This window comes from Sorangium sp. So ce1014 (assembly GCF_051521505.1).
GTDB lineage: Bacteria > Myxococcota_A > Polyangia > Polyangiales > Polyangiaceae > Sorangium.
In genome coordinates, this window is the sequence record NZ_CP150356.1 from 2,135,591 (window position 1) to 2,156,910 (window position 21,320).

The 21,320-nt window shown below is 72.9% G+C and carries 15 protein-coding genes; 4 read left to right on the forward strand and 11 right to left on the reverse strand.

What is annotated here, in order from left to right; genetic code table 11:
- Positions 1–285 precede the first annotated feature (285 nt).
- From WME75_RS08180 to WME75_RS08215, 8 genes are all read right to left on the reverse strand, one after another.
- The gene (locus WME75_RS08180) at positions 286–1,719 is read right to left on the reverse strand and encodes a dihydrolipoamide acetyltransferase family protein (protein ID WP_437488126.1); all 1,434 of its coding nucleotides are present in this window, start codon (positions 1,717–1,719) and stop codon (positions 286–288) included.
- A gap of 3 nt (positions 1,720–1,722) precedes the next feature.
- A complete protein-coding gene (locus WME75_RS08185) occupies positions 1,723–2,697 on the reverse strand; it encodes an alpha-ketoacid dehydrogenase subunit beta (protein ID WP_437488129.1) in 975 nt (324 codons plus the stop codon).
- 165 nt (positions 2,698–2,862) lie between these two features.
- Positions 2,863–4,053, reverse strand: a complete 1,191-nt coding sequence (locus WME75_RS08190) for a thiamine pyrophosphate-dependent dehydrogenase E1 component subunit alpha (protein ID WP_437488131.1) — start codon at positions 4,051–4,053, stop codon at positions 2,863–2,865.
- Positions 4,054–4,248: 195 nt separating this feature from the next.
- Complete coding sequence (locus tag WME75_RS08195; RefSeq protein WP_437488134.1) at positions 4,249–4,818, reverse strand: tellurite resistance TerB family protein; 570 nt, start codon at positions 4,816–4,818, stop codon at positions 4,249–4,251.
- A 109-nt stretch (positions 4,819–4,927) separates the two neighbouring features.
- Complete coding sequence (lipA, locus tag WME75_RS08200) at positions 4,928–6,067, reverse strand: lipoyl synthase (RefSeq protein ID WP_437488137.1); 1,140 nt, start codon at positions 6,065–6,067, stop codon at positions 4,928–4,930.
- Positions 6,068–6,121: 54 nt separating this feature from the next.
- Positions 6,122–7,261, reverse strand: coding sequence for an S-methyl-5-thioribose-1-phosphate isomerase (gene mtnA, locus WME75_RS08205; RefSeq protein WP_437488139.1), 1,140 nt, complete (start codon positions 7,259–7,261; stop codon positions 6,122–6,124).
- Positions 7,262–7,594 carry a hypothetical protein gene (locus tag WME75_RS08210; protein WP_437488141.1) on the reverse strand — a complete coding sequence of 111 codons (333 nt, stop codon included), beginning with the start codon at positions 7,592–7,594 and terminating at the stop codon, positions 7,262–7,264.
- Positions 7,595–7,604: 10 nt separating this feature from the next.
- Positions 7,605–8,444, reverse strand: a complete 840-nt coding sequence (locus WME75_RS08215; RefSeq protein ID WP_437488143.1) for an SDR family oxidoreductase — start codon at positions 8,442–8,444, stop codon at positions 7,605–7,607.
- A gap of 875 nt (positions 8,445–9,319) precedes the next feature.
- Here WME75_RS08215 and WME75_RS08220 point away from each other — a divergent pair.
- On the forward strand, positions 9,320–10,372 hold the full coding sequence (locus WME75_RS08220) for a CAP domain-containing protein (RefSeq protein WP_437488146.1): 1,053 nt from the start codon (positions 9,320–9,322) through the stop codon (positions 10,370–10,372).
- Positions 10,373–10,604: 232 nt separating this feature from the next.
- Positions 10,605–11,414: an alpha/beta hydrolase gene (locus tag WME75_RS08225; protein ID WP_437488149.1), complete on the forward strand. Its 810-nt coding sequence runs from the start codon at positions 10,605–10,607 to the stop codon at positions 11,412–11,414.
- A 35-nt stretch (positions 11,415–11,449) separates the two neighbouring features.
- Here WME75_RS08225 and WME75_RS08230 read toward each other — a convergent pair whose 3' ends face one another.
- On the reverse strand, positions 11,450–12,442 hold the full coding sequence (locus tag WME75_RS08230; RefSeq protein WP_437488152.1) for a hypothetical protein: 993 nt from the start codon (positions 12,440–12,442) through the stop codon (positions 11,450–11,452).
- Positions 12,443–14,071 carry a hypothetical protein gene (locus WME75_RS08235; protein WP_437488155.1) on the reverse strand — a complete coding sequence of 543 codons (1,629 nt, stop codon included), beginning with the start codon at positions 14,069–14,071 and terminating at the stop codon, positions 12,443–12,445.
- 685 nt (positions 14,072–14,756) lie between these two features.
- Between WME75_RS08235 and rlmN the strand changes: the two genes are divergently transcribed.
- Positions 14,757–15,956, forward strand: a complete 1,200-nt coding sequence (gene rlmN, locus WME75_RS08240; RefSeq protein ID WP_437488157.1) for a 23S rRNA (adenine(2503)-C(2))-methyltransferase RlmN — start codon at positions 14,757–14,759, stop codon at positions 15,954–15,956.
- Here rlmN and WME75_RS08245 read toward each other — a convergent pair.
- Entirely contained in the window at positions 15,934–16,839 is a 906-nt protein-coding gene (locus tag WME75_RS08245; RefSeq protein WP_437488160.1) for a DUF5995 family protein, read from the reverse strand. The two genes, rlmN and WME75_RS08245, sit on opposite strands and share 23 nt — an antisense overlap.
- A gap of 592 nt (positions 16,840–17,431) precedes the next feature.
- Between WME75_RS08245 and WME75_RS08250 the strand changes: the two genes are divergently transcribed.
- Positions 17,432–20,896, forward strand: a complete 3,465-nt coding sequence (locus WME75_RS08250; protein WP_437488163.1) for a nitric oxide synthase oxygenase — start codon at positions 17,432–17,434, stop codon at positions 20,894–20,896.
- The last annotated feature ends 424 nt before the right edge of the window (positions 20,897–21,320 follow it).

The following is a 21,320-nucleotide window of genomic DNA, read 5'->3' on the forward strand; positions in this document are numbered from 1 at the left end:
CAGCAGGGGCGCCGGGGCTGCGCAGGAGGGTGCGGGGGCTGCGCAGGAGGGACGCCGGGGCTGCGCAGGAGGGCGCCGGGGCTGCGCAGGAGGGCGCGGGGGCTGCGCAGGAGGGCGCGGGGGCTGCGCAGGAGGGGCGCCGGGGCCGCGCAGGAGGGCGCCGGGGCTGCGCAGGAGGGCGCCGGCGCGGCGCAGGAGGGCGCCGGCGCGGCGCAGGTCTTGGCGCCCGCCGCCGCGACCGAGCCCAGGTCCGGCGGCCGCGCCTCTCGCTCAGCTCAGCTCAGCTCAGCTCATCTCGAGGAAGAGCCGATCCGGATCCTCCAGATACCCGATGATCTCGTAGGCAAACGCCGCCCCCACGTGACCATCGATGATCCGGTGGTCGAACGACAGCGACAGCAGCATCACCTCGCCGATCACGATCTGCCCGTCGCGCACCACCGGCTTCTGCTTCATCTGGTGGATCCCGAGGATCGCGACCTCGGGGAAGTTCAGGATCGGCGTCGCGAACAGCCCCCCTTGCTGGCCGAGCGACGTGATCGTGAACGTCGAGCCGCCGAGATCCTCCGGCTTCACCCGCCCCGACTTCGTGTCCTCGCCGAGCCGCGCGATCTCCTTCGCGATCCCGAGGACGCTCCGGCGATCCGCGTCGCGCACGACAGGCACGATGAGCCCGGCCTCGGTCGCGGAGGCGATGCCGATATGATAGCTCTTCCGGACGACGATCTCCTGCGCCGCCTCGTCGAACGCGCTGTTCAGCGTCGGGTGCCTCTTGAGCGCCGCGACCACGGCCTTCACGAAGAAGGGCAGGAACGTCAGCTTGACGCCCTCCTTCTCGGCCAGCGGGCGCAGGCGCGCGCGGCGCTCCTTCAGCGCAGAGACGTCGCACTCCTCGACGAAGGTGAAGTGCGCCGCCGTGTGCTTCGACCGCGACATCCCCTCGAAGATCCGCTTGCGCACGCCGCGCAGCGGGATGCGCTCGTCGCCCGGCGCCGCCGGCAGCCCGCGGCCGCGCTCCCCCTCGGGCCGGGCCGCCCCGCGCCCGCGGTCCTCTTCCTCCAGCAGGTCGCCCGCCACGCCCGCCACGCCCGCCGGCCGCCTCGGCGCCACCTCGGACACCACCGGCGTCGCCTCGGCCCCCTCGGGCGCCTCCAGCGCCCGCACGTCGTCCTTCGTCACGCGGCCCCCCGGGCCGGTCGGCGGCACGCGCCGCAGGTCGACCCCGAGGTCGCGCGCCAGCTTGCGCGTCGCCGGCGTCGCGAGCGGCTTGTCGTTGAAGTAGGCCGCCTGGCCGGCGCCCCCCATGCTGCCGTTCGTCCACGCGGGCCGCGCCGGCGCCACGAGGTTCATCCCCGGCAGGTCCTCCTTGATGTCGCCGACCGCCGTCGCCGCAGGCTCCGCGGGGCCCGTGTTCGCCGCAGACTGCCGCATCCCCGTCCCCGACGCGGGCGACGCGGGCGACGCGGTCGCCGAGCGGTCGTCGAGGTCGAACACGACGAGCACCGAGTGGACCGGGACCACCCCGCCCACCTCGCCCCGCGTCTCCACGATCCGGCCCGAGCGCGGCGACGTGATCGTCACCGTCGCCTTGTCGGTCATCACCTCGACCATCGGCTGGTCCTCGGCGACCACGTCGCCCGGCGACACAAGCCAGGTCACGATCTCCCCCTCCGTGACACCCTCGCCGATGTCCGGAAGCCTGAACTCGTACTTGCCCATGCGTCAGTACCTCGCCATCTCGAGGATCGCCGGAAGGATACGATGCGAGAGCGGGAGGTACTCGTTCTCGAGGGTGTAAGGGAAGGGCGTGTCGAAGCCCGTGATCCTGAGCGGCGGCGCCTCCAGGTGGAGGAACGCCTTCTCGTTGACCAGCGCGACGAGCTCGGCCCCGAGGCCGCAGCTCTTCGGCGCCTCGTGCACCACGATGAACCGGCCCGTCCGCTTCACCGACTCGATCACCGTGTCGATGTCGAGCGGCCACAGCGTCCGCAGGTCGATCACCTCGCACTCGATGCCCTGCGCGGCCGCCTGGTTCGACGCGTCGAGCGCCTCGTAGAGCATCGCCCCCCAGACCACGAGCGTCACGTGCCAGCCCGGCCGGACCACCTTCGCCTGGCCCAGCGGGACCGTGTAGTCACCGTCAGGGACGTCCCCCTTCGCCGCGCGGTAGATGCGCTTCGGCTCGAAGAACAGCACCGGATCGGGATCCCGGATCGACGAGAGCAGGAGCCCCTTCGCGTCGGCCGGGTTCGACGGGCACACGACCTTCAGGCCCGGCACGTGGATGAACTGCGCCTCGGGCGACTGCGAGTGGTAGTGCCCGCCGCGGATGCCGCCGCCCACCGGCGTGCGAATGACGAGCTTCGACGGGTACTCGCCGCCCGAGCGGTAGCGGTACTTCGCCAGCTCGGACACGATCTGGTCGTACGCGGGATAGATGAAATCGGCGAACTGGATCTCCGGGATCGGCACGAGCCCGTAGAGCGCCATCCCGATCGCCGCCCCCACGATCCCGTTCTCCGAGAGCGGCGTGTCGATCACCCGGTCGTCCCCGAACTCGTCGAACAGGCCCTGGGTGACGCGGAACACCCCGCCGACCTTGCCGACATCCTCGCCGAGCACGACGACCCGCGAGTCCCGCCGCATCTCGTGGCGTAGCGCGTCGTTGATCGCCTGGACCATGTTCATCTGAGGCATGCTCTTCGTCTCCGTCTCTCGGCCAGAAGGTGGGAGTGCAACCTCACAGGCGCCCCCGCTCCCCTGGGACCCCCGTCGATCGCGGGCGGCGGCGCCACCCCGGCCGTCGGCGCTGCCCGGCGAGCCGCCCCGCCGACAACGCCGTCCACGCCGCGCCCGCGCGGCCTAGCGGCCGCCGTGGCCCTTGGGCCTCGGGCCCGCCTTGAGCTGCTCCCGCTGCTCGACGAGGTGCCAGGGCGGCTCCGCATAGACATCCTCGAACATCGAGTCGAGCGACGGCGGCGCCACCTTCTCCGAGACCGCGATGCAGGCCTTGACCTCCGCGTCGACCGCCACCTCGATCTCGCGATCCTGCGCCTCGGTCCAGCCCTGGGTGCGCTCGAGGTGCCGCCGCAGCCGCTCGATCGGGTCGAGCCGGCGCCACGGGTCGAGCCACGCGTCCGGGCGGTACGCCTTGGGATCGTCGCTCGTCGAGTGGCCCGACAGGCGGTACGTCATCGCCTCGATGAGCGTCGCGCCCTCGCCGCGCGCGGCGCGCGCGATCGCGTCGCGCGCCACCTTCACCACCGCGAACAGGTCGTTGCCGTCGACCCGCACCGCGGGGACGCCGTACGCGACGCCCTTGCACGCGAACGTGTTGCTCGACGTCTGGCGCTCGGTCGGCACGCTGATCGCCCAGCCGTTGTTGCGGCAGAAGAAGACGACCGGCACCTTGAACACGCCCGCGAAGTTCAGGGCGCTGTGGAAGTCGGACGAGCTCGTCGCGCCGTCGCCGAAGTACACGAGCGTGGCGAGCTCGTCGCGCCTCAGCTTCGCGGCCCACGCGAAGCCGACGGCCTGCGTGATCTGCGTGCCGATGGGCGAGCTCACCGAGCCGAAGTGCCCCTCGCGGTAGGTGTAGTGGTCCGGCATCTGCCGCCCCTTCACCGTGTCGTTCGCGTTGCCGAACATGTTGTCGATGTACCGCTGGAGCGGCAGCCCCCGCCAGAGCGCGGCGCCGAACTCGCGGTAGCACGGGAACACCCAGTCCTGGGGCCGCGTCGCGGAGACGCTGCCGAGGACCGCCGCCTCCTCGCCGAGCGAGCCGATGTGGAACCCGATGCGCCCCTGCCGCTGCAGCGCCACGAGGCGCTCGTCGAGCTGGCGCACCCGCACCATGGCCCTGTAGAGGGCGATCACCTCCGACGGGGCGAGCTTCGGATCGTGCGCGGGATCGAGCGAGCCGTCGTCGCGCAGGACCTTGATCACGTCGTCGGCACACGTGTCGAGCGGGTGCCGGGCGACGGCAGCCTGCGGCTCCAGGCTTGCCCCTGAGACGTTGGGCGGGCGGTCGGTGGAGTACGTCGCGGTGCTCATCGGCTCGCGGGGACACTAATCAAAGGCGCTGCTCGAGACCAGTGCCGAGACGCGCCGTTCGCTCATTCGCGTTGCGCGCGCCGTTGACTCGTCGCAGCGATCACGTCGCAGGTTTGACTCGCCGCGGCGCGGTCGAACCCGGCGCGCGATCTCGTCGCGCGTCCCGCACCGCACGCCGTGGTGCGGATGTCCCGGCTAGACGTTCCCGGGCTCGGCCGCCTGCGCGAGCGCCTCGTCGACCGCGGCCACGTCGAGCTTGAACCCGCGCGCGAGCTGATCGAGCACGCCGTGCTCCTGCGCGTCCACGCCGCCCGAGGCGGTCGCCATGAACGCCGCCACGCGGAGCACCTCGCGCTGATGCTCGGTCCGCCCGATCGTGCGGGCGACCATGGTGATGCGCTTCTCCATCCCGTCCTCGGCGAGCATCTCGCCGAGGTCGGCAAGCAGCGCCTCGAGCTGCTTTTCGTGGACGAGGTTCTGGCAAGCGTCCACGACGATCGCCTGGAAGCGCCTGCGCTCCGCCTCGTCGAAGTGGCCGTCGGCGTTCGCGACGAGGAACGCGGCCTCGATGATCGTCTCGAAGAGCGCCACCGCGGCCGGATCGAAGCCGGTGGGCATCGTGATGTCCTCGATCGGAGGCCGCGCGCTGTAGGCCCGCGCGGCCTGGGAGAGGATGGATGCCACGCGCGCGCGGGGCGTCTGTGGGCCGGTGCGCGGGGCGCCGGGAGCGATGCCGCGGGGGCGCCTGTCGATGGGAGCGGACATCGTGGTCTCTGACCCTCCTGCCGTCTTCCACGCTCGGCCAATCGCCGGGAAGCGTCAAGGCGCTTGCGGTGGGCCGGCGCGGCGGCGCCCTTCCCGGGGCGGGACGGCGCTACCTGCGGACGAGAGAGGCCGCGGGGACGAGCCGCGCGGGGCTGGCCGATGCCGCCGCCGGGCCGTCGGGAGGCAGGGGCTCGTCGGGGGCGAGCTCTGCAGAGAGGCGGGCGGCCTCGCGCCGCGCCACGGCGAGCCGCTCCTCCAGGAGCGCCTCGACGTGCGCCGCGCCCGCGGGGGCCGCGCCCGCCGGGGCGCCGGCGGACAGCTCCGCCGGATCGCGGTCGATGAGGCTGCGGACGAAGACCTCAGCGGCCTTGTAGCTCGACCGCACGAGCGGCGCGCTGGCGGCGTAGAGGAAGCCCATCTCGAGCGCCGCCCGCGCGAACGCGGCGAACGTGTCCGGCTCGACGAAGCGCTGCACGGGCGCGTGCTTCGACGAGGGGCGCAGGTACTGGCCGAGGGTCACGATGTCGACCCCCGCCGCGCGCAGGTCGCGGAGCGCCTCCAGCACCTCGTCGTCGGTCTCGCCGATGCCGACCATGATCGAGCTCTTCGTGAGCCGCCGCGGCGCCGGCGCGCCGCGCTCGACCGCGTCCGCGGCCATGCGCCGCTGGCGGTCCTTCGCGCGCCGGAGCACGGCGAGCGACTGGTCGTAGCTCGAGCGGACGTCGCGGATGGCGCGCGTGATGCGGCGGACGACCTCCACGTTGTGGGCGAAGACGTCGGGCCCGGCGTCGACCACCGCGTCGACGCCGCTCATGTGGCCCTGGAAGTCGCCGACCAGCGTCTCGATGAGCAGGTCGGGGCGGAGCGCGTGCAGGCGGCTCACCGTGCGGGCGACGTGATCGGCGCCGCCGTCGAGCAGGTCGTCGCGGTTGACCATCGTCATCACGACGTACTGGAGCGAGAGCCGGGCGATGGCGCGGGCCACGTGCTCCGGCTCGCGCACGTCGACCGCGCCGCGCGGGTCGCCGGTCGTGACCGCGCAGAAGCGGCAGCCGCGCGTGCACACGTCGCCGAGGAGCATCACCGTCGCGGTCCCCTCGCGCCAGCACTCGCCGACGTTCGGGCAGCGCGCCTCCTCGCAGACCGTGTGGAGATCGAGCTTGCGGAACGTCTCCTTGAGGTGGTGGTAGGTGTCACCTCCAGGAGCGCGGACCTTGAGCCATTCAGGCTTGGGCGAGAACTGCGCCATCAGGGGTGTCCTTAGCCCATGCGGCGGGTGGGGGCGAGGGGGAGGCGGCCGGCGTCAGCCGGCCGGCGGCACGGAGCGGCTGATCTCGCGCGACGTCATCTTGCCGCGCTCGGTGAAGATGGCGGTGATGAGCTCCGCGGGGGTGACGTCGAAGGCGGGGTGGCGGACGGGCACCCCGGCCGGGATGATGCGGCGACCGCCGACGACGGCGACCTCGTCGCGGCTCCGCTCCTCGATCGGGATCGACGCGCCGGTGTCGGTCGCGAGGTCGAGCGTGCTCCACGGGGCGGCCACGTAGAACGGGACGCCGTGGTGGCGCGCCAGGCAGGCGAGGCCGTAGGTGCCGATCTTGTTCGCGACGTCGCCGTTCCGCGCGATGCGGTCGGCCCCGACGACGACGGCGCCGACCTCGCCCTTCTGCATGAACCACGCGGCCATCGAGTCCGAGATCACCTCGACGGGGATGCCGTCGCGCTGGAGCTCCCAGGCCGTGAGGCGCGCGCCCTGGAGGTACGGGCGGGTCTCGCACGCGAGCACGCCGATGTTCTTGCCCTCGGCGATGGCGGCCCGGATGATGCCGAGCGCCGTGCCGTAGCCGCCGGTCGCGAGCGCGCCGGCGTTGCAGTGCGTGAGGACCGTGCCCGACTCGGGCAGGCGGGCGGCGCCGGCGCGGCCTATCTGGTGGCAGGCGACGACGTCTTCGCGGTGGATCTCGCGCGCGAGCGCGGCGAGCTCCCGCGCGCGCTCCTCCCCGCGGCGCCCCGCGTGCTGCAGGGCCTCGGCGAGCATGCGCCGCACGGCCCACCCGAGGTTCACGGCGGTGGGCCGGGCGGAGGCGAGGTGCTCCGCCGTGGCGCGCATGGCGGCGAGGTAGCCGGTGGCGCCCTCGCCCCGGGCGGCGCGCGCGGCGAGCGCCATCCCGTACGCGGCGGCGATGCCGATCGCCGGGGCGCCGCGGACCGCCATCGTCCGGATGGCCTCGGCGACGCCGGCGGCGTCGGCCAGGGTCAGGTAGCGCTCGCGCTCGGGCAGCTCGCGCTGCTCGAGGAGGAACACGCGGTCGTCGCTCTGCGCGAGCTCGACGGCCGAGTAGTCCGCGCCGGAGATGGCCTCGGCCGGCGCCCACGGCGGTGTCGGCCGCGCGCCGTCACCCGCCTGCTGCGACGTCTGTTCTGCTTCGAAGCTCGTGCTCATTCAGCGCCTCCCGTTCGAGCGTGACGGCTCCCCCTGCGATCCTGCGTCCGTCCCCGTCTCCTCGGCGCTCGCGGCGAGCCGGCCGCGGATCTCCTCGGCGACGGTCGCGAAGTCCTCGGCCGCGTCGGCCTTGCGGCCCGCGAGGTAGGCGCGGAGCGCGTCGGCGGCGAGCAGCGCGAGGCTCCCGTTGATCCCGCGCGACGTGAGCGCGGCGATCACGTCGCCGTTCTTGAGCAGCGTCTCGAGGTCGTCGAAGACCGCGGCGAGCTCCGGCCCGGGATCGAGCCCGCCGCCGCCACCGGGGCCCGTTTCCTTGTCGTCGTCGCGGCTCACGCGTCGCGCCTCATTTCGTGGTGGTGGTCGCCTTGGGGATCGCGCTGAAGGGGAAGTGCGGCGGCTCGACGCCGGGCACGCACTGGTACCTGGAGAAATCGGTGACGCCCTCCTCGCGGAGCAGGACCTCGTCGATCCACGCCTTGCCGCGCCGGGCCGACGGCTCGCGCGAGAGCAGCGCGAGCGTCGCGTCGGCGAGGATGTCGGCCTTGCGCCAGAGCTCCGGGCCGCCGAGGCCGAAGTTCATGGTGGCGAAGCTCTCGATCGCGGTCGCGGGCCAGAGGGCGTGGGCCGTGATGTTGTGCTCGGCGTACTCGCCGGCGATCGCGTGGGCGATCATCGTCATGCCGAACTTCGAGACCGCATAGGCGCCGTGGTGGGCGCAGGCGTCGGCCTCGACGGGGGGCGACATCATGATGATATGGCCGTACTTCTGCGCGATCATGTGGGGGAGGACGGCCTGCGAGAGGGCGAACGACGCGCGCACGTTGATGCCCATGATGAGGTCGAACTTCTTCATGGGGGTGTCCACGACGTCGGCCCACCAGAGCGCGCCCGCGTTGTTGATGAGCGCGTCGACGCGCCCGAAGCGCTCGACCGCCGCGGCGACGGCGCCCCTCGATGCCTCGTCGTCGCGCACATCGAGCTTGATGGGCAGCGCGCGGCGGCCGAGCTGCTCGACCTCGCGGGCGACGTCGTGGATCGTGCCCGGGAGGCGCGGGTTCTCGGCGACGTCCGTCTTCGCGGCGACGACGATATCCGCACCCTCTCGCGCGCAGGCGAGGGCGATGGTCCGGCCGATCCCGCGGGAAGCACCGGTGATGAAGACAACGCGGTCCTTGAGGCGCATGGAGGGCGGTCATAGCACAGGCGCCGGCGCGGGTGCGGCCCCGCGGCGCGCGATCGGGCGGTCTTTGTATTGCCTGCGTTGCCTGCGTTGCCTGCGTTGCGTGTGCCGTCTCGAGCGGCACACGGCGCGAGGCAGGCTCTGCCGTGGACGGTAGCGGGCGAGGGCCCTCATGGGCGCGCTGTGACACCGCGAGCAATGGGGGCGCCTCCAGATGTCAGGGGGCTCTCAAAGCCTGACGTGTGCAGCTCGCCCGGGACGAGCACGCCGAGCTCCCGAGGAGACCTCCAGCGGCCGAGCAACCGCCGACGGATCCTGGCTCAGCCCAGCGCCCCGACAGGCCGCGATGGCGGGCGCGCGGCCAGGACAAGGCCGTTCGAGTCGAGCGTCGAGCGCTGGAGGCGCAGGCTGTCGAGCAGGTCAGTCGTGGTCTCGTTGACACGATATTTTCGGCATCGACAGAGCGCTGGCCTGGGTCTCCGCTCGGCCTACGGAATCCCACCCTTCGGCTCAAGGGAGATGGGGTGTCCATCTGGCGCCATGTCGTACACCGGACTTGGTGAAGAAATCCCGCCTCATCGAGCCCCGCGAGGGCCGGTTCCACGGGTCATGAAAAGATTCAGTGATCCAGCGGCAAATCAAGCGCATGGGAGTGTTTCGTATCTGGACATGCCAGCGGTCAGGTGACACCGTGTTGTCAGCGAATCGAAGGGAGGCGCTGCGCTGCGTGAAGACGCGCTGAGCGCGACTTCGCCCCCTGAATAACGCTGTACTGGGTGGCCCGTCGAGGCGTCGCGTGCCCCGGCGTACCTGCTGGCGCGAGCCGCGGTGCCGGGGCGGGCCGAGCTCAGACGGACTTACAGACAAGGAGCATGCATATGAGCGCTTTGCACCGGACGCTTGTCCTCGCCTTCATCGCTGGCTGTTCTGTGGTCGGCTGTCTCGGCTCGACCGAGGTCGAGCCGGAGCAGTCCGACGAGGCCTCCGAGCCGGTCGAGGGGGCGGTCTGCGATACCGCTCGGGAGGGCGCGGACATCTCGCTCTCGTGTCCGGCCGGGGAGGTCATCACGGCGGTCGACTTCGCGAGCTATGGCACACCTCGCGGGGTCTGCGGCAGCTTCCGCGCGACCTCGTGCAACGCGTCGACGTCGAAGGCGGTGGTGGAGCGCGCGTGCCTCGGGCAGTCGAGCTGCACCGTGACGGCCAACAACGCGACCTTCGGCGATCCGTGCAGGCGGACCACGAAGAAGATGTACGTTCAGGTCGCGTGCGCCCCCTCGGAGCCGGACGGCGGCGAGGGCGGCTCGACGGGCGAGGGCGGCTCGACGGGCGAGGGCGGCTCGACGGGCGAGGGCGGCTCGACGGGCGAGGGCGGCTCGACGGGCGAGGGCGGCTCGACGGGCGGCGAGGTTTGCGGGAACGGGGTTTGCGGCGCGGGCGAGGACTGCTCGAGCTGCTCGAGCGATTGCGGCGAGTGCTCGACGTGCAGCGGCGCCGGGCCCAGCACGACGCCGCTCGATACCGAGGAGCAGGCGTTTCTTTCCATCATCAACCAGTATCGCGCCGAGAAGGGCCTCGGGGCGCTCTCGGGCTGCACCGCGCTGAGCCGCGCCGCCCAGGGCCACAGCGAGGACATGCGCGATCACAACTACTTCGACCACACGAGCCAGGACGGCCGGTCGCCGTGGACCCGCGCGGCCAACGCCTGTTATGCGTCCGCCGAGAGGACCGCCATGGCCGAGAACATCGCCGCCGGCAACTCGACGGCGCAGAAGACGTTCGACCAGTGGAAGAACTCGGACGGCCACAACAAGAACATGCTCGGGTCTGCCTTCAAGGTCATCGGCATCGGGCGGGCGACCGGAGGCGGGACCTACGGGTCCTACTGGACCACGGTGTTCGGCGGCACCTCGGACGCGAGCTGCAACTAGCGCCGAGCCCCCGCGACGACAGCCGCCTGCTCGGAGCAGCCTGTCACGCGTGAGGTGTTCTGTCACAGCGGCGCTGCGCGGTCCGGGCCGGAGGAGGCCCGGGCCGCGCAGCGGCGCTGCAGCCGGAGGGCGGCAACCGGGGGCGGCCCGGCCATTGCTATGCGCTCCGGTCGGCGGAACGGAGGCGTCCTCGAGACAGACGAGCTGCGCCGGTCCTCCGCCTCGAAAGCTCATGGCGGAACACATCATCTATCTCCTCGGTCCCTATCGGATTCCCGGCTTCCAGGGCCAGCGCAACGTCCGGGTCTACCTGCCCGGCGAGGGCGCGCAGGCAGGGCCGTCACCTGTGCTCTTCCTGTTCGATGGACAGAACGTCTTTCACGACGACCCCTCCTACAGCGGCGGATGGCGCCTGCACGAGGCGGTGCGCGATCTCTCGGATCGAGGCCTCGTGGCGCCGGTCCTCGTGGGGATCGATCACGGCGGGAGCGAGCGGCTGACCGAGCTGTCGCCGTTCCCGGGCGACGGCAGCGACGGGAGGCTCGACGACTTCCTCGGCTGGATCACCTCCGAGATCGTGCCGGCCGTACAGGAGCGCTTCGCGGTGCGGCGCGACCCGGCCGGCACGGCGATCGGCGGCTCGTCGATGGGGGGCCTCGCGGCGCTCTACGCCCATTTCCGCCGCCCCGACGTGCTCGGGGCCGCGCTCTGCATGTCGCCGTCGCTCTGGTTCGCGGAGCGGCAGATCTTCGACGTCATCGCATCGCAGGCCGTCCCGGCGAGCTCGCGGCTGTACGTCGACGCCGGCGCTCGGGAGGACGACGGCTCGGTGCTGCGCGACGCCGCGCGGCTCGTGGAGCACCTGCGCCAGCGGGGCTACAGCGAGGCCGACCTGCGCTTCTGCCCGGACGAGGACGGGACCCACTGCGAGGACGCGTGGCGCCGGCGCGCGCCGGGGGCGCTGCAGTTCCTGTTCGCGGAGGCTGCCAAGGGGCAACAAGGGGACGCCGGCGCGCCGGAGGGGTCGCAGCAGGCCGCCTGAGCCAGGCGGTCGCCGTCGCAGGCCCCGCCGCCCGTCTACCTCCGCCCCTTGCTCCGCTTGCGCGTCCCCTGGACGATGCGCGCCAGATAGCGCGGCGTCGGCGCGCTCGCCGAGAGCGCCGCGGCGAGCCGGGCGGCCTCCGCGTCCGAGAAGGACCCCTTCCGGAGCGCCGCGATCGCCTGCTCCACGACGTCGCGCGACTCGGGGCGCTCCACCCGCGTCTTCTCCTCGAGCCAGCGCACGACCTCGGGGAAGCGCCCCGCGAGCGCCGCGATCTGCGCGGGCATCCCCTGCCGGAGGAGGCGCAGCCCCTGCAGCCGCTCGTCGGCGCGCGGCGAGCGATCCGAGATCGCGAACGCCTCCTCGAGCCGCGCGACCACCTCCGCGCCCGCCGAGAGCCCGGCGAGGAGCGTGCGCTCGGCGAGCGCCTCGAGCGCGACGTACGCCTGCAGGTAACCGTCGGTCCAGGACGAGAGCTCGCCGACAAGCGCGTCGCCGCGCGCCGCGATGACCGCGCGGAGCGCTGCCACGACCCCGTCGCGCACGATGCGCCGCGGATCCTCGGCCAGCTGCCCGAGCTCGTCGAGCGGATCAAGCCCGCCCCGAGCGCCGCGCGCCCGCGACGGACGCCCCGCGCCCGCCGCGCGCGGGGCGCCGGCGGCCGGCGCCGCGCGCGCGGCGAGCGCCGAGAGCGCCTGCGCCGCCACGATGAGCGCGTACTCCTCGGTGCTCGAGCAGAGCGCCCGCACGAGCGGCTCGGCCGGCGCGCCGCGATCCGCGATCGCTGCGCCGACCGCCCGCGCGAGATCCATGTTCACGCGCGGCAAGGGGGCGTTCGGCCCGAGGTCGGGGCCGGGCGCGCGCCCCCCGCTGCGCCGGGCAGGGAGCCCGGAGCTGCGATCGAGCAGCGCGAGCAGCTCGGCCGGATCGCCGAGCTGCACGGCGCGCTCGATCGCCGCGTCGATCTTCGGGTTGCGCAGCACGCCAGGGGGCGTTGCGCCCCGGCGCATATCCGAGGTGTCGGCCATTCAGAACCCCAGGGAGAGACCGACCTCGGGGGAGAGGACGGTGGTCATGGCGGGAAAGGTGAGGCTCGCGCGGAGCGCGAGGTTCAGCGATACGGCCTCGAGCGGCGCATAAGCAACGCCCACGCCGAGCGACGCGAAGCCCTGGCCCGCTTGCCTGGTCGCGGCGAGCGTCTGCTGGCGCTCCTCGATCCTCCCGCTCTGGCCGGGCCTCGTGCACGGGCTCTCGATGCTGGCAGGATCGGCCCCGCACGCGGCCGCGTCCTCGAGGACCTTCACGTCGACCTCGGCGTCGACCTGCGCGACCCCGGCCGCGGCGAGCACGAAGGGACGGGCGCCGAGCTGCTCGAACGGCCGCGCCATGAGGAAATATTGCGCGCGCGCCTCGAGGTGGAGCGGCAGGAACGTGGCGCCGCCGTCCGTCGTGCCGCCGGCCGCGAAGCCGACGCGTCCGCCGACCGTGAGGTTGTCGAGGACCAGCCGATCGTAGGCGAGCGCCACCCGCGACGTCGCGAGCGCGAAGCCGAGGTTCACGTCGTTCGCGACGCCCGGCGTGGGCGCGCCGTCGTACCGGGTCCCGTCGCCGCGCAGGCAGACGAAGTTGCCGCGCTCCTGCGACGCGAGGGAGCACACGTCGCGGCCGGAGAACAGCACGACGTCGGGCGAGAAGGTGAGCCCGACCCAGCTCCGATGGACGGCGGGCGCGGCCTCCTCTGCAGATCTCGTCGCGGCGCACGCGCCGCGGACACAGGTGAGCCCGCGGTTGCACTGCCGGTCGTCGATGCACTGCCGCGTCCGCTCCTGCTCCGGCGCCGCGCACATCGCCGGCGGCGCGTGCCCGGGCCAGTGGGGCGGCGCCGACGCGATGTGCGCCCTGATCTGCGTGGAGAGCGGCGCGTCGCGCGCGCCGGCGCTCGCGAGGATCGCGCCGTCCTCGTCGACGGCCGCGACGTGATAGCGGAGCGTCCCCTCCTTTCCGAGCGCGGCGCACGGCACGTTGATGCCGAACCCCTGGCCGCGCAGCTTCTTCATGACGAGCGGGCGGTACGCGCGCTCGCCGGGCGCGAGGTACCAGACGGTCACCTGCTTCACGCTGGGCAGCAGCTCGTCCGGAACCTCGACATAGAGAGGGACGGGCGTGCGGATGAGCTGCTCGGGCGGCGGCGCCATCTCGAGCGGCGTCCCGGCCGCCGCGGACGCCCCGACGCCGGTCGCGGCGCGCGCCTGCTCGAACGCGGACGAGACCTCCGGGGTCGCGAGATCCGGGTTCAGCTTCGCCGACGGATCGACGCGCAGGGCGTCCGCGAACGCGTCGCGCGCGCCCCCCAGCTCCTTTTTGCCCAGGGCGAGCACGGAGCCGAGCGCGACGAACAGCCTGGCCTTGACCGCAGGCGAGCAATCCGACGCGCCGCAGGCGTCGATGGCGGCCCGCAGCTTGCGCTCCGCCTGATCGAACCGGGTCTCGAGGTAGTCGACCCCCATCGCCTCGTTCAGGGCCGCCTCCGCCTGCGCGTCCCGGGGAGGCGCCTGCGCGGCCGCCGCGCCCGCGATGAGCCCCCCGGAGACGCTCCCCGCCGCGATCGCGATCAGCGCGCGCGGCGCGCAGCGGGCGGAGCCGTTCCGTACGGGCATCGGCCCGCAACGTAGCCCACCGGTGTGACCGCGAGCGCTACAAAAACTCCGGAGCCCGCAGCGTACCGGCCACCCGAGCTCCGCTGCACGGCAGGCGCAGCACGGACAAATAATCCACAGGTTGTTCCCAGCATGTGGAATACCCACACGCCGCCCCTGACATCTTCAGGGAGCTGCCGGGTCCTGCGCTGCTCGCGGGGCGGCAGCTCCTCCAAGCGCCGGCGCCGGCGCCGGTCGACGCCAGCCCGGGCATGGACGCGCCGCCCACACCGATGCCACCGATTTTTTCTGCGATCTCGGGCACTCCGCGGCTCGACGCGCCGCAGGACTTCCGGGCGCTAAACTCCCTCCTCCGGAACCGATCTGCAACCCAAAAATCACGCGCCTGACCCGGGTTTGGAAGTCCACATGCTTGTCCACAGATTGGCCACCCGATGACCCCAGACAGCGCCCAGATTTCATCCACGTTGCAGGGAGTCGAGGGGTACCGGCGTCCAGCGCGCCGGTCGTCGTTGACAACCGTGTGACGACCTGCAGAGGCGGACCCACCGGCGCCGGGGGGATCGACCGGGGTGCTCGGCGGGCGGTTTCAGCCGGCGGCCGTCCGGGCGCGGGCATCGCGGGGGGCGCGGGGCGGCGATCACCGGGCCGCGCGGCGCCGCGCGCGGCGTGCTAGCTGGTGCGCATGCGGGTTCCGGAAATCCCCGAAGAGAGCGCGCCGGACCTCCGCGCCGGTGACCCGCCGGCGCCGGCGCAGGTCGCGGCGCGCCCCCTGATCCGGAGGAGCGCGCGCGCCGGCGCGCGGCTCGCCGACCACGACGCCGCCTCGCTCGCGGAGCTCCTCCGCCAGGCCGGCGGCACCGCGTCCGCGGCGCGCGCGGTGGCCGGCAAGGTGGTGCGCCACGCCTTCGGCGCGGAGCCGGGCGCGCCGCGGCCCGCGCCGGCGTGGGACGCGGGCGCGCTCGCCGCCCTGGAGGTCGGGGCGTGGGCGCACGAGGCGCTGCTCGCGCTCGATCCGGGGCTGTCGCTCGAGATCGCCGAGCGGGCGCCGTCGGAGGACGACACGCTCCGGCTGGTCCTGCGCGCGCGCGACGGCGCGCTCATCGAGTCGGTGCTCATCCCGGGGCCGGCCCGCACCACCCTCTGCGTCTCGAGCCAGGTCGGCTGCGCCCGGGCCTGCGCGTTCTGCGAGACGGGGCGGCTCGGGCTCGCGCGCCAGCTCGCCGCCGGCGAGATCGTCGATCAGGTCCGGATCGCCCAGGCGCTCGCCGCGGAGCGCCGCGGCGCGCCGCTCCGGAACCTCGTTTTCATGGGGATGGGGGAGCCGTTCGACAACCTCGGCGAGGTGCTGAAGGCCATCCGCCTGCTCACCGACCCGCGGGCCTTCCGGTTCGCGCCGTCGCACGTGACCGTGAGCACCGTCGGGGTCGTGGACAAGATCGAGCCGTTCTTCCGCGAGGCGCGGGCCGAGCTCGCCGTCAGCCTGAACGCGCCGGACGACGCCCGCAGGCAGGCGATCATGCCGGTCAACGCGCGCTTCTCGATGGCGGCGCTGAAGGAGGCGCTCGCGAGGTCGATGCCGCCCGGCCGGCGGGTCCTGTTCGAGTACGTGCTCTTCGATCGGTACAACGATGCCCCGGAGGACGCGGATCTCCTCGCGGCGTACGTCACCGGGCTCCGGTGCCGCGTGAACGTCATCCCCTGCAACCCCGGCCCGGATCCGGCGCTGCGCCCGCCGTCCGCGGAGCGGCTCGACGCCTTCGTGGCACGGCTGGCCGGCCACGGCGTGACCACGCTGGTGCGGCGGCCGCGGGGGCGCGACGTGGGCGGCGCCTGCGGCCAGCTCGCGGGGGTGGCCCGCGTCAGGCAGCCAGCGCCAGCGTGAGGGCGGCGCTCCGGACGAGCGGGGTCCCCACGCGCAGCGCCCCGTTGCCCGCCGCGACCGTGCGAGCGACCTTGCCCGCGTGCTGGTTCATCCGGGCAGTCACTGCGCGCTTGCCCGTCTCCTGGGTCGTCTCGAGCGTCCCGAGCAAGGAGAGCAGGTCGGCCCAGACCCGATCGCGCCAGCCCTTGAGCATGAAGAGCACGACGCTGGACGCGGCGCGCCGCACTTCCTTTGTCACGGTCGCGACGCGGGCGAGCGGGCAGCCATAACGATCGCTCAGGATCGCGAAGATCTCCGGCATCGCCGCCGCGAGAATTTCATTCACGAGGTCGTGGTCGTGCCGGTAGCGGCCGAGGAGCCGGGCGTCCTGCGCGGCGCCGTGCTGCACGATGTTCCGGTAGAGCCCGAGGGCCAGGTCGTAGTTGATGTGCGCGTTGATGCCGAGCAGCGCGTGCGCTCCCGCCGCCGTGCCGCTCGCGCGGCTGCAGGCGAAGGCGACGTCCCACGCCTCGACCTCCGTGGAGCGCCCGTCCAGCGACGCCGCGAGGGCCTTCAGGTAGTACTCGCAGAAGATCCCCGCGAGGCGCGAGATCCACGCGGGCTCGAGGAACCGCCGGTCCGTGCCGTCGACGACCGCCTCCTTCACGCGGCGCGTGATCACGGCGTAGACGTCGGGGAACACCGCCCGCGGGTCGTTCCTCTCGCGCAGCCGCGCGGCGACCGTCTCCAGCGCGACAAGCGCCTCCGCGACGCTCTCCGGCTTCATCGTCACCCCCTGCAGAATGGCGTGACGGGCGGCCGAGTCCGCGGGACGGCACGCGGCCGGCGACCGCGTCTGCTTGCTCACCATCGCCAGGGGCCGATCTGAAGTAAGGGTCTTCATGGCTGCGCTGAGCGAGCGAATTCAAGGATCGTGCCCGTATGTCCAGTTCGCAGTCGTACACAGTCTCGCGGGGCGTGAGAGGCACTCCGAAGGGAGCTCGCGCGCGCACGGCCGCCTCAGGCGTGCTCGTCCGTCGCGCCGCTTCTCCCGGGATTTCCCGCGAATCCAGCGGCTACCGTCCGGTAGATGACCCGGGCGAGCGCGCGAGATCCTCGGCCCTGGTCAGTGGCTATCCGGAGCGGACCGGCGAACGGTGGCCACATCGGCGCTATCGCCCGACAGGGTGAGAGAGCTGACCGGCGCGCCAAACTGCCCCATGGGGCAGTTTGTTACGCGCACAGGGGTAAGCTTCACACAGAATGCGGGATCCCCTGACGCCCCGCATGATTCGACGACTTGACGCGGCGGTGTGCGGCGCGTCGATGTGGCGTTTCGCGCGGGATGCATCGAGCCGACGTTTCGCCTTTCGGGTCGCCGGGCGATGCGCCGTATCCTGGGCGGCGGGATCCGCGCGTCTGCGCGCATCCATCGACGTCGACCGGCGCGCGGGAGGGCGAGCTTCGCCCCTCCGCGGTTGCCCCTGCCGAGCACCATGAGCTTCCTCAAAATCGTCTGCTCCGAGCCGAAGAACGACCTCGCCTCCTTCCTCCAATCCCTGCCGATCGAGCCCGCGGAGCCGACCATCGCGCTCGTGCTGAGCACCGCGGATCTCGCCTATCCCCATGTGGCTGCGCGGACATTCGTCGCCTCGGCCAGGGAGGTGGGCGCGTCGCACCTCCTCTGGGTGGGCCCGTACCTTCCTCCGTCGAGCCGGGTGGGACAGCAGATCCGCGACGCTGAGGCATTTGTGCGCGCCTCCGGCGCCAGGGTGACGGCCGTGTGGCACGGCCCCTTGCTCAGCGCGCTCGACCTCTGGCGCGAGGAGATCCGGCTCCGTCGCACGCTGCCGTTGCCGCTCGGAAATGGCGCGCTGCCCTGGGTCGCGCCGGCCGACGTGGCCCGCATGGCGATCCGCGCGCTCGAGCAGCCCGGCGTCCAGGCGCCGGTCGTCTGCGGCCCGGCCGCGCGCACCGGCGCTCAGGTGGCGGCCGCGCTCTCCAGCGCCGTCCGGGCGGCGCTGACGAGCGAGCGCTTCGCGTGGCGGAGGTTCGAGGAGATCGATCGCGACCGCAACCGTGCGCTCAGCGAGGACGAGCTCCTGCCTTACCTCACCGGCCTCGGGGTCCCGACCGACGAGGCGAGGGCGCTGCTCCAGGCCGCGGACACGACCGGCGACGGGACGCTCGATTTCGAGGAGTTCACCGCCGGGTTGCGGGGGCGGCTCGACAACCTGGTCCAGCGGCTGCTCCGCGAGGACACCTTCGAGATCCGGTACGTGGACACGCCGGCGGACAGGGCCGTCGCGACGCTGGTCCAGGCGGGCCTGCGACGGGCGGCGGCCGAGGCGCTGATCGAGGGGTGGGCGAGCGTGGCCGCGGAAGGGATCCCCGAGGAGGCCCGCGGGTCCGACGAGGCCTGGCTCGATCTCCCGCCCGTGGGCGTCGACGTGTGGGCCGAGCGGCACGCGCTCGACTACGTCAACGTCCACCTGCTCCCCGGGCAGGGGCTCCTCTCCCGGCGCGAGACGATCGTCGAGGAGGGCGCCGCGATGGGCGCGCTGGCCGGCAAGGCGGTGGCGGTCGCGACGATCGTGGACAGCGGCGGCCGGATCCTCTCGCTCTCCCGCGCGCTCGACGGGAGCGGCGTCTCGGCGCGGTGGCTCGACGCGCCCCCCGTGAGCCTCCGGTGGGTGACGAGCGGGGACCGCGACAGGCGCCGCGCGCTGCTCGTGTCGGACGGGCAGCTCGCGGGGCTGCACATCGAGGGCGAGTGGCAGGACCTCCCGTCCGCGATGCGGTTGCTCATGGCGCGCGCCCCGCTGCCCGGCTGGCAGCTCACGACGTTCCGGGAGCTCGGCGAGCTGAACCTCGAACAGCCCGCGGCGCTGTTCGAGCCGAACGAGGTCGTGTGCAACTGCGCCGGGGTCAAGCGCGGGCAGATCACGGGCTTCGTCGAGGCCGGGTGCGCGACGCTGGCCGAGCTGTCCGAGCGGACGCGGGCGGGGCAGATCTGCGGCGGCTGCGTCCCGGCGATCGAGGAGATGCTGGGCGGGTCGAGCCTTGTGCAGGCGGAGGTGAAGGGCGCGCGGGAGCTCTCGCCCGGGATCTTCCAGATCGCGCTATCGCCGATCGGCGGCGCACCGGCGGCGTCCATTCCCGGGCAGCACGTGCTCGTGCAGGGCTACCTCGATCGGCGCTGGGTGGCGCGCGCGTACACGCTCTCGGCGCCCGCGCGCGCGGGGGGCGACTACGAGATCACGGTGAAGCGCGAGGAGCTCGGGGTCTTCTCCCGGTGGCTGTGCGAGCGCGCCGCGGCCTCGCTGCTGCGCGCCTCGGCGCCGCGGGGCGGCTTCGTCCTTCCGGCGCCGCCCGTGGAGCGGGTTGTGTTCCTCGCGGGCGGGATCGGCGTCACGCCGGCCATGGCGATGCTGCGGGCGCTCGACGGGAGGGCCGACCGCCCTGACGCGCGGGGCTTCCTGCTCGACTGGTCGGCGTCGCGCGCCGCGGACTTCCTCTATTTCGAGGAGGAGCTGCGCGCGGTCGCTGCCCGCACGCCCGGCGTCGCGTTCCGCCTGCGCGCGACGCAGGCGGAGGGGCGGCTGGCCCGGGAGCACGTGGCCGAGCTGTACCCTTACCGGCCGGGCTCGCGGGCGCTCGTGTGCGGGCCCGAGGCCTTCATGCGCGACGCGCTCGAGCACCTGCGCGCGGCGGGCTGGCCGCAGGACGCCATCGAGCGGGAGCTGTTCACCTCGAACGTCGACGTCGCCGGAGCGATCCGCCCGACGCCGCTCCGGCGGGCCGGCGCTGTCCGCGTGGCCGGCGGGGTCTGTCCGGTCGAGCACGGGTCGTTTCACCTGACCCCGACCGCGCCCGCGGCGGTGCCGATCGAGGCCGAGGCGTTCCTGCGCCAGTGCTACGCGGAGCTCGGGGTGCCCTCCGCCGTGGACGAGCGCTGGCAGGAGGTGCGGGCGAGCCTGGAGAAGCACGGGACCTACACGCATCTCCCCGACGAGCTCGCCTACGGGGCGCGGCTGGCGTGGCGCAACAGCTCGCGCTGCATCGGGCGGTTCTTCTGGTCGACGCTCCACGTGCGCGATCTGCGGCATCTGAAGACGGAGGAGGAGATCTTCCAGGCGCTGCTCGAGCACCTCGATCTGGCGACCAACGGGGGCGACATCCGGGCGACCATGTCGGTGTTCAGGCCGGGGGAGCCGCGGATCCGCATCTGGAACGGGCAGATCGTCCGCTATGCGGGCTACCGGCTCCCGGACGGGGGCATCCTTGGCGATCCGGCGAACGTGGAGCTGACGGAGCAGGCCCTCGCGCTGGGGTGGCCGGGCGGGGAGCGGACGCGGTTCGATCTGCTGCCGTTGATCGTCCAGATCGGCGACGCCCGGCCGCGGTGGTTCGAGGTGCCGCGGGAGCGGGTGCTCGAGGTCCCGATCGAGCACCCGCGCCATGCGTGGTTCGCCGAGCTCGGGCTGAGGTGGCATGCGCTGCCGGCGGTGAGCAACCTGGCCCTCGACCTCGGCGGGATCCACTACACGGCGGCGCCGTTCAACGGCTTCTACATGGGGACCGAGATCGGCGCGCGCAACCTGAGCGACGTGACGCGGTACAACCAGCTGCCGCTCATCGCGGATCGCCTCGGGCTGGACCGGTCGCGCAGCGACACGCTGTGGCAGGACGCCGCGCTGGTCGAGCTGAACCTCGCGGTGCTGCACTCGTTCCGTCAGGCGAAGGTGCGGATGCTCGACCACCACACGCTCTCGGAGTACTTCAAGAAGTTCGAGCAGCAGGAGCGGCAGTGCGAGCGCCCGGTCTATGCGGACTGGACGTGGATCGTGCCGCCGATGTCGGCGTCGACCATGGGGGTGTTCCACACCAACATGGAGAACAAGATCCTGAAGCCGAACTATCTTTATCAGGACGATCCGTGGAAGCCGCGGAAGGGGTAGTGGCGAAGGCGCATCCACGAGCGGATGCCGGGACCTGGTACCGCGTCGCCTGAGTTCGTCGCTGGCTGCGAGAGAGCGAGAGAGAGCGGTCTTGCCGAGACGCCCGGCCCCCGGAGGGGGTGTGCGACGGATCGGATCCGTTGCGAGGGGGGTAGCGGAGGGGTGCGCGACGGATCGGATCCGTTGCGAGGGGGTGGCGGAGGGGGTGCGCGACGGATCGGATCCGTTGCGAGGGGGTGGCGGAGGGGGTGCGCGACGGATCGAGTGAGCCGCGAGGGGGTGGCGGAGGGGGGCGCGACGGATCGAGTGAGCCGCGAGGGGGGTAGCGGAGGGGGGCGCGACGGATCGCGTCGGCTGGGAAAGGCAGGTGCCGGGGAGGTCGGACGCCTGCGTGCCGGTCGCGCCCGTATCGATGGGTGAGGGA

What these genes read in the sequence shown, in the direction of transcription:
- WME75_RS08180 (WP_437488126.1), bottom strand. Translation starts at nt 1,719, where the DNA reads ATGGGCAAGTACGAGTTCAGGCTTCCGGACATCGGCGAGGGTGTCACG.
- WME75_RS08185 (WP_437488129.1), bottom strand. Translation starts at nt 2,697, where the DNA reads ATGCCTCAGATGAACATGGTCCAGGCGATCAACGACGCGCTACGCCAC.
- WME75_RS08190 (WP_437488131.1), bottom strand. Translation starts at nt 4,053, where the DNA reads ATGAGCACCGCGACGTACTCCACCGACCGCCCGCCCAACGTCTCAGGG.
- WME75_RS08195 (WP_437488134.1), bottom strand. Translation starts at nt 4,818, where the DNA reads ATGTCCGCTCCCATCGACAGGCGCCCCCGCGGCATCGCTCCCGGCGCC.
- lipA (WP_437488137.1), bottom strand. Translation starts at nt 6,067, where the DNA reads ATGGCGCAGTTCTCGCCCAAGCCTGAATGGCTCAAGGTCCGCGCTCCT.
- mtnA (WP_437488139.1), bottom strand. Translation starts at nt 7,261, where the DNA reads ATGAGCACGAGCTTCGAAGCAGAACAGACGTCGCAGCAGGCGGGTGAC.
- WME75_RS08215 (WP_437488143.1), bottom strand. Translation starts at nt 8,444, where the DNA reads ATGCGCCTCAAGGACCGCGTTGTCTTCATCACCGGTGCTTCCCGCGGG.
- WME75_RS08220 (WP_437488146.1), top strand. Translation starts at nt 9,320, where the DNA reads ATGAGCGCTTTGCACCGGACGCTTGTCCTCGCCTTCATCGCTGGCTGT.
- WME75_RS08225 (WP_437488149.1), top strand. Translation starts at nt 10,605, where the DNA reads ATGGCGGAACACATCATCTATCTCCTCGGTCCCTATCGGATTCCCGGC.
- WME75_RS08230 (WP_437488152.1), bottom strand. Translation starts at nt 12,442, where the DNA reads ATGGCCGACACCTCGGATATGCGCCGGGGCGCAACGCCCCCTGGCGTG.
- WME75_RS08235 (WP_437488155.1), bottom strand. Translation starts at nt 14,071, where the DNA reads ATGCCCGTACGGAACGGCTCCGCCCGCTGCGCGCCGCGCGCGCTGATC.
- rlmN (WP_437488157.1), top strand. Translation starts at nt 14,757, where the DNA reads ATGCGGGTTCCGGAAATCCCCGAAGAGAGCGCGCCGGACCTCCGCGCC.
- WME75_RS08245 (WP_437488160.1), bottom strand. Translation starts at nt 16,839, where the DNA reads ATGAAGACCCTTACTTCAGATCGGCCCCTGGCGATGGTGAGCAAGCAG.
- WME75_RS08250 (WP_437488163.1), top strand. Translation starts at nt 17,432, where the DNA reads ATGAGCTTCCTCAAAATCGTCTGCTCCGAGCCGAAGAACGACCTCGCC.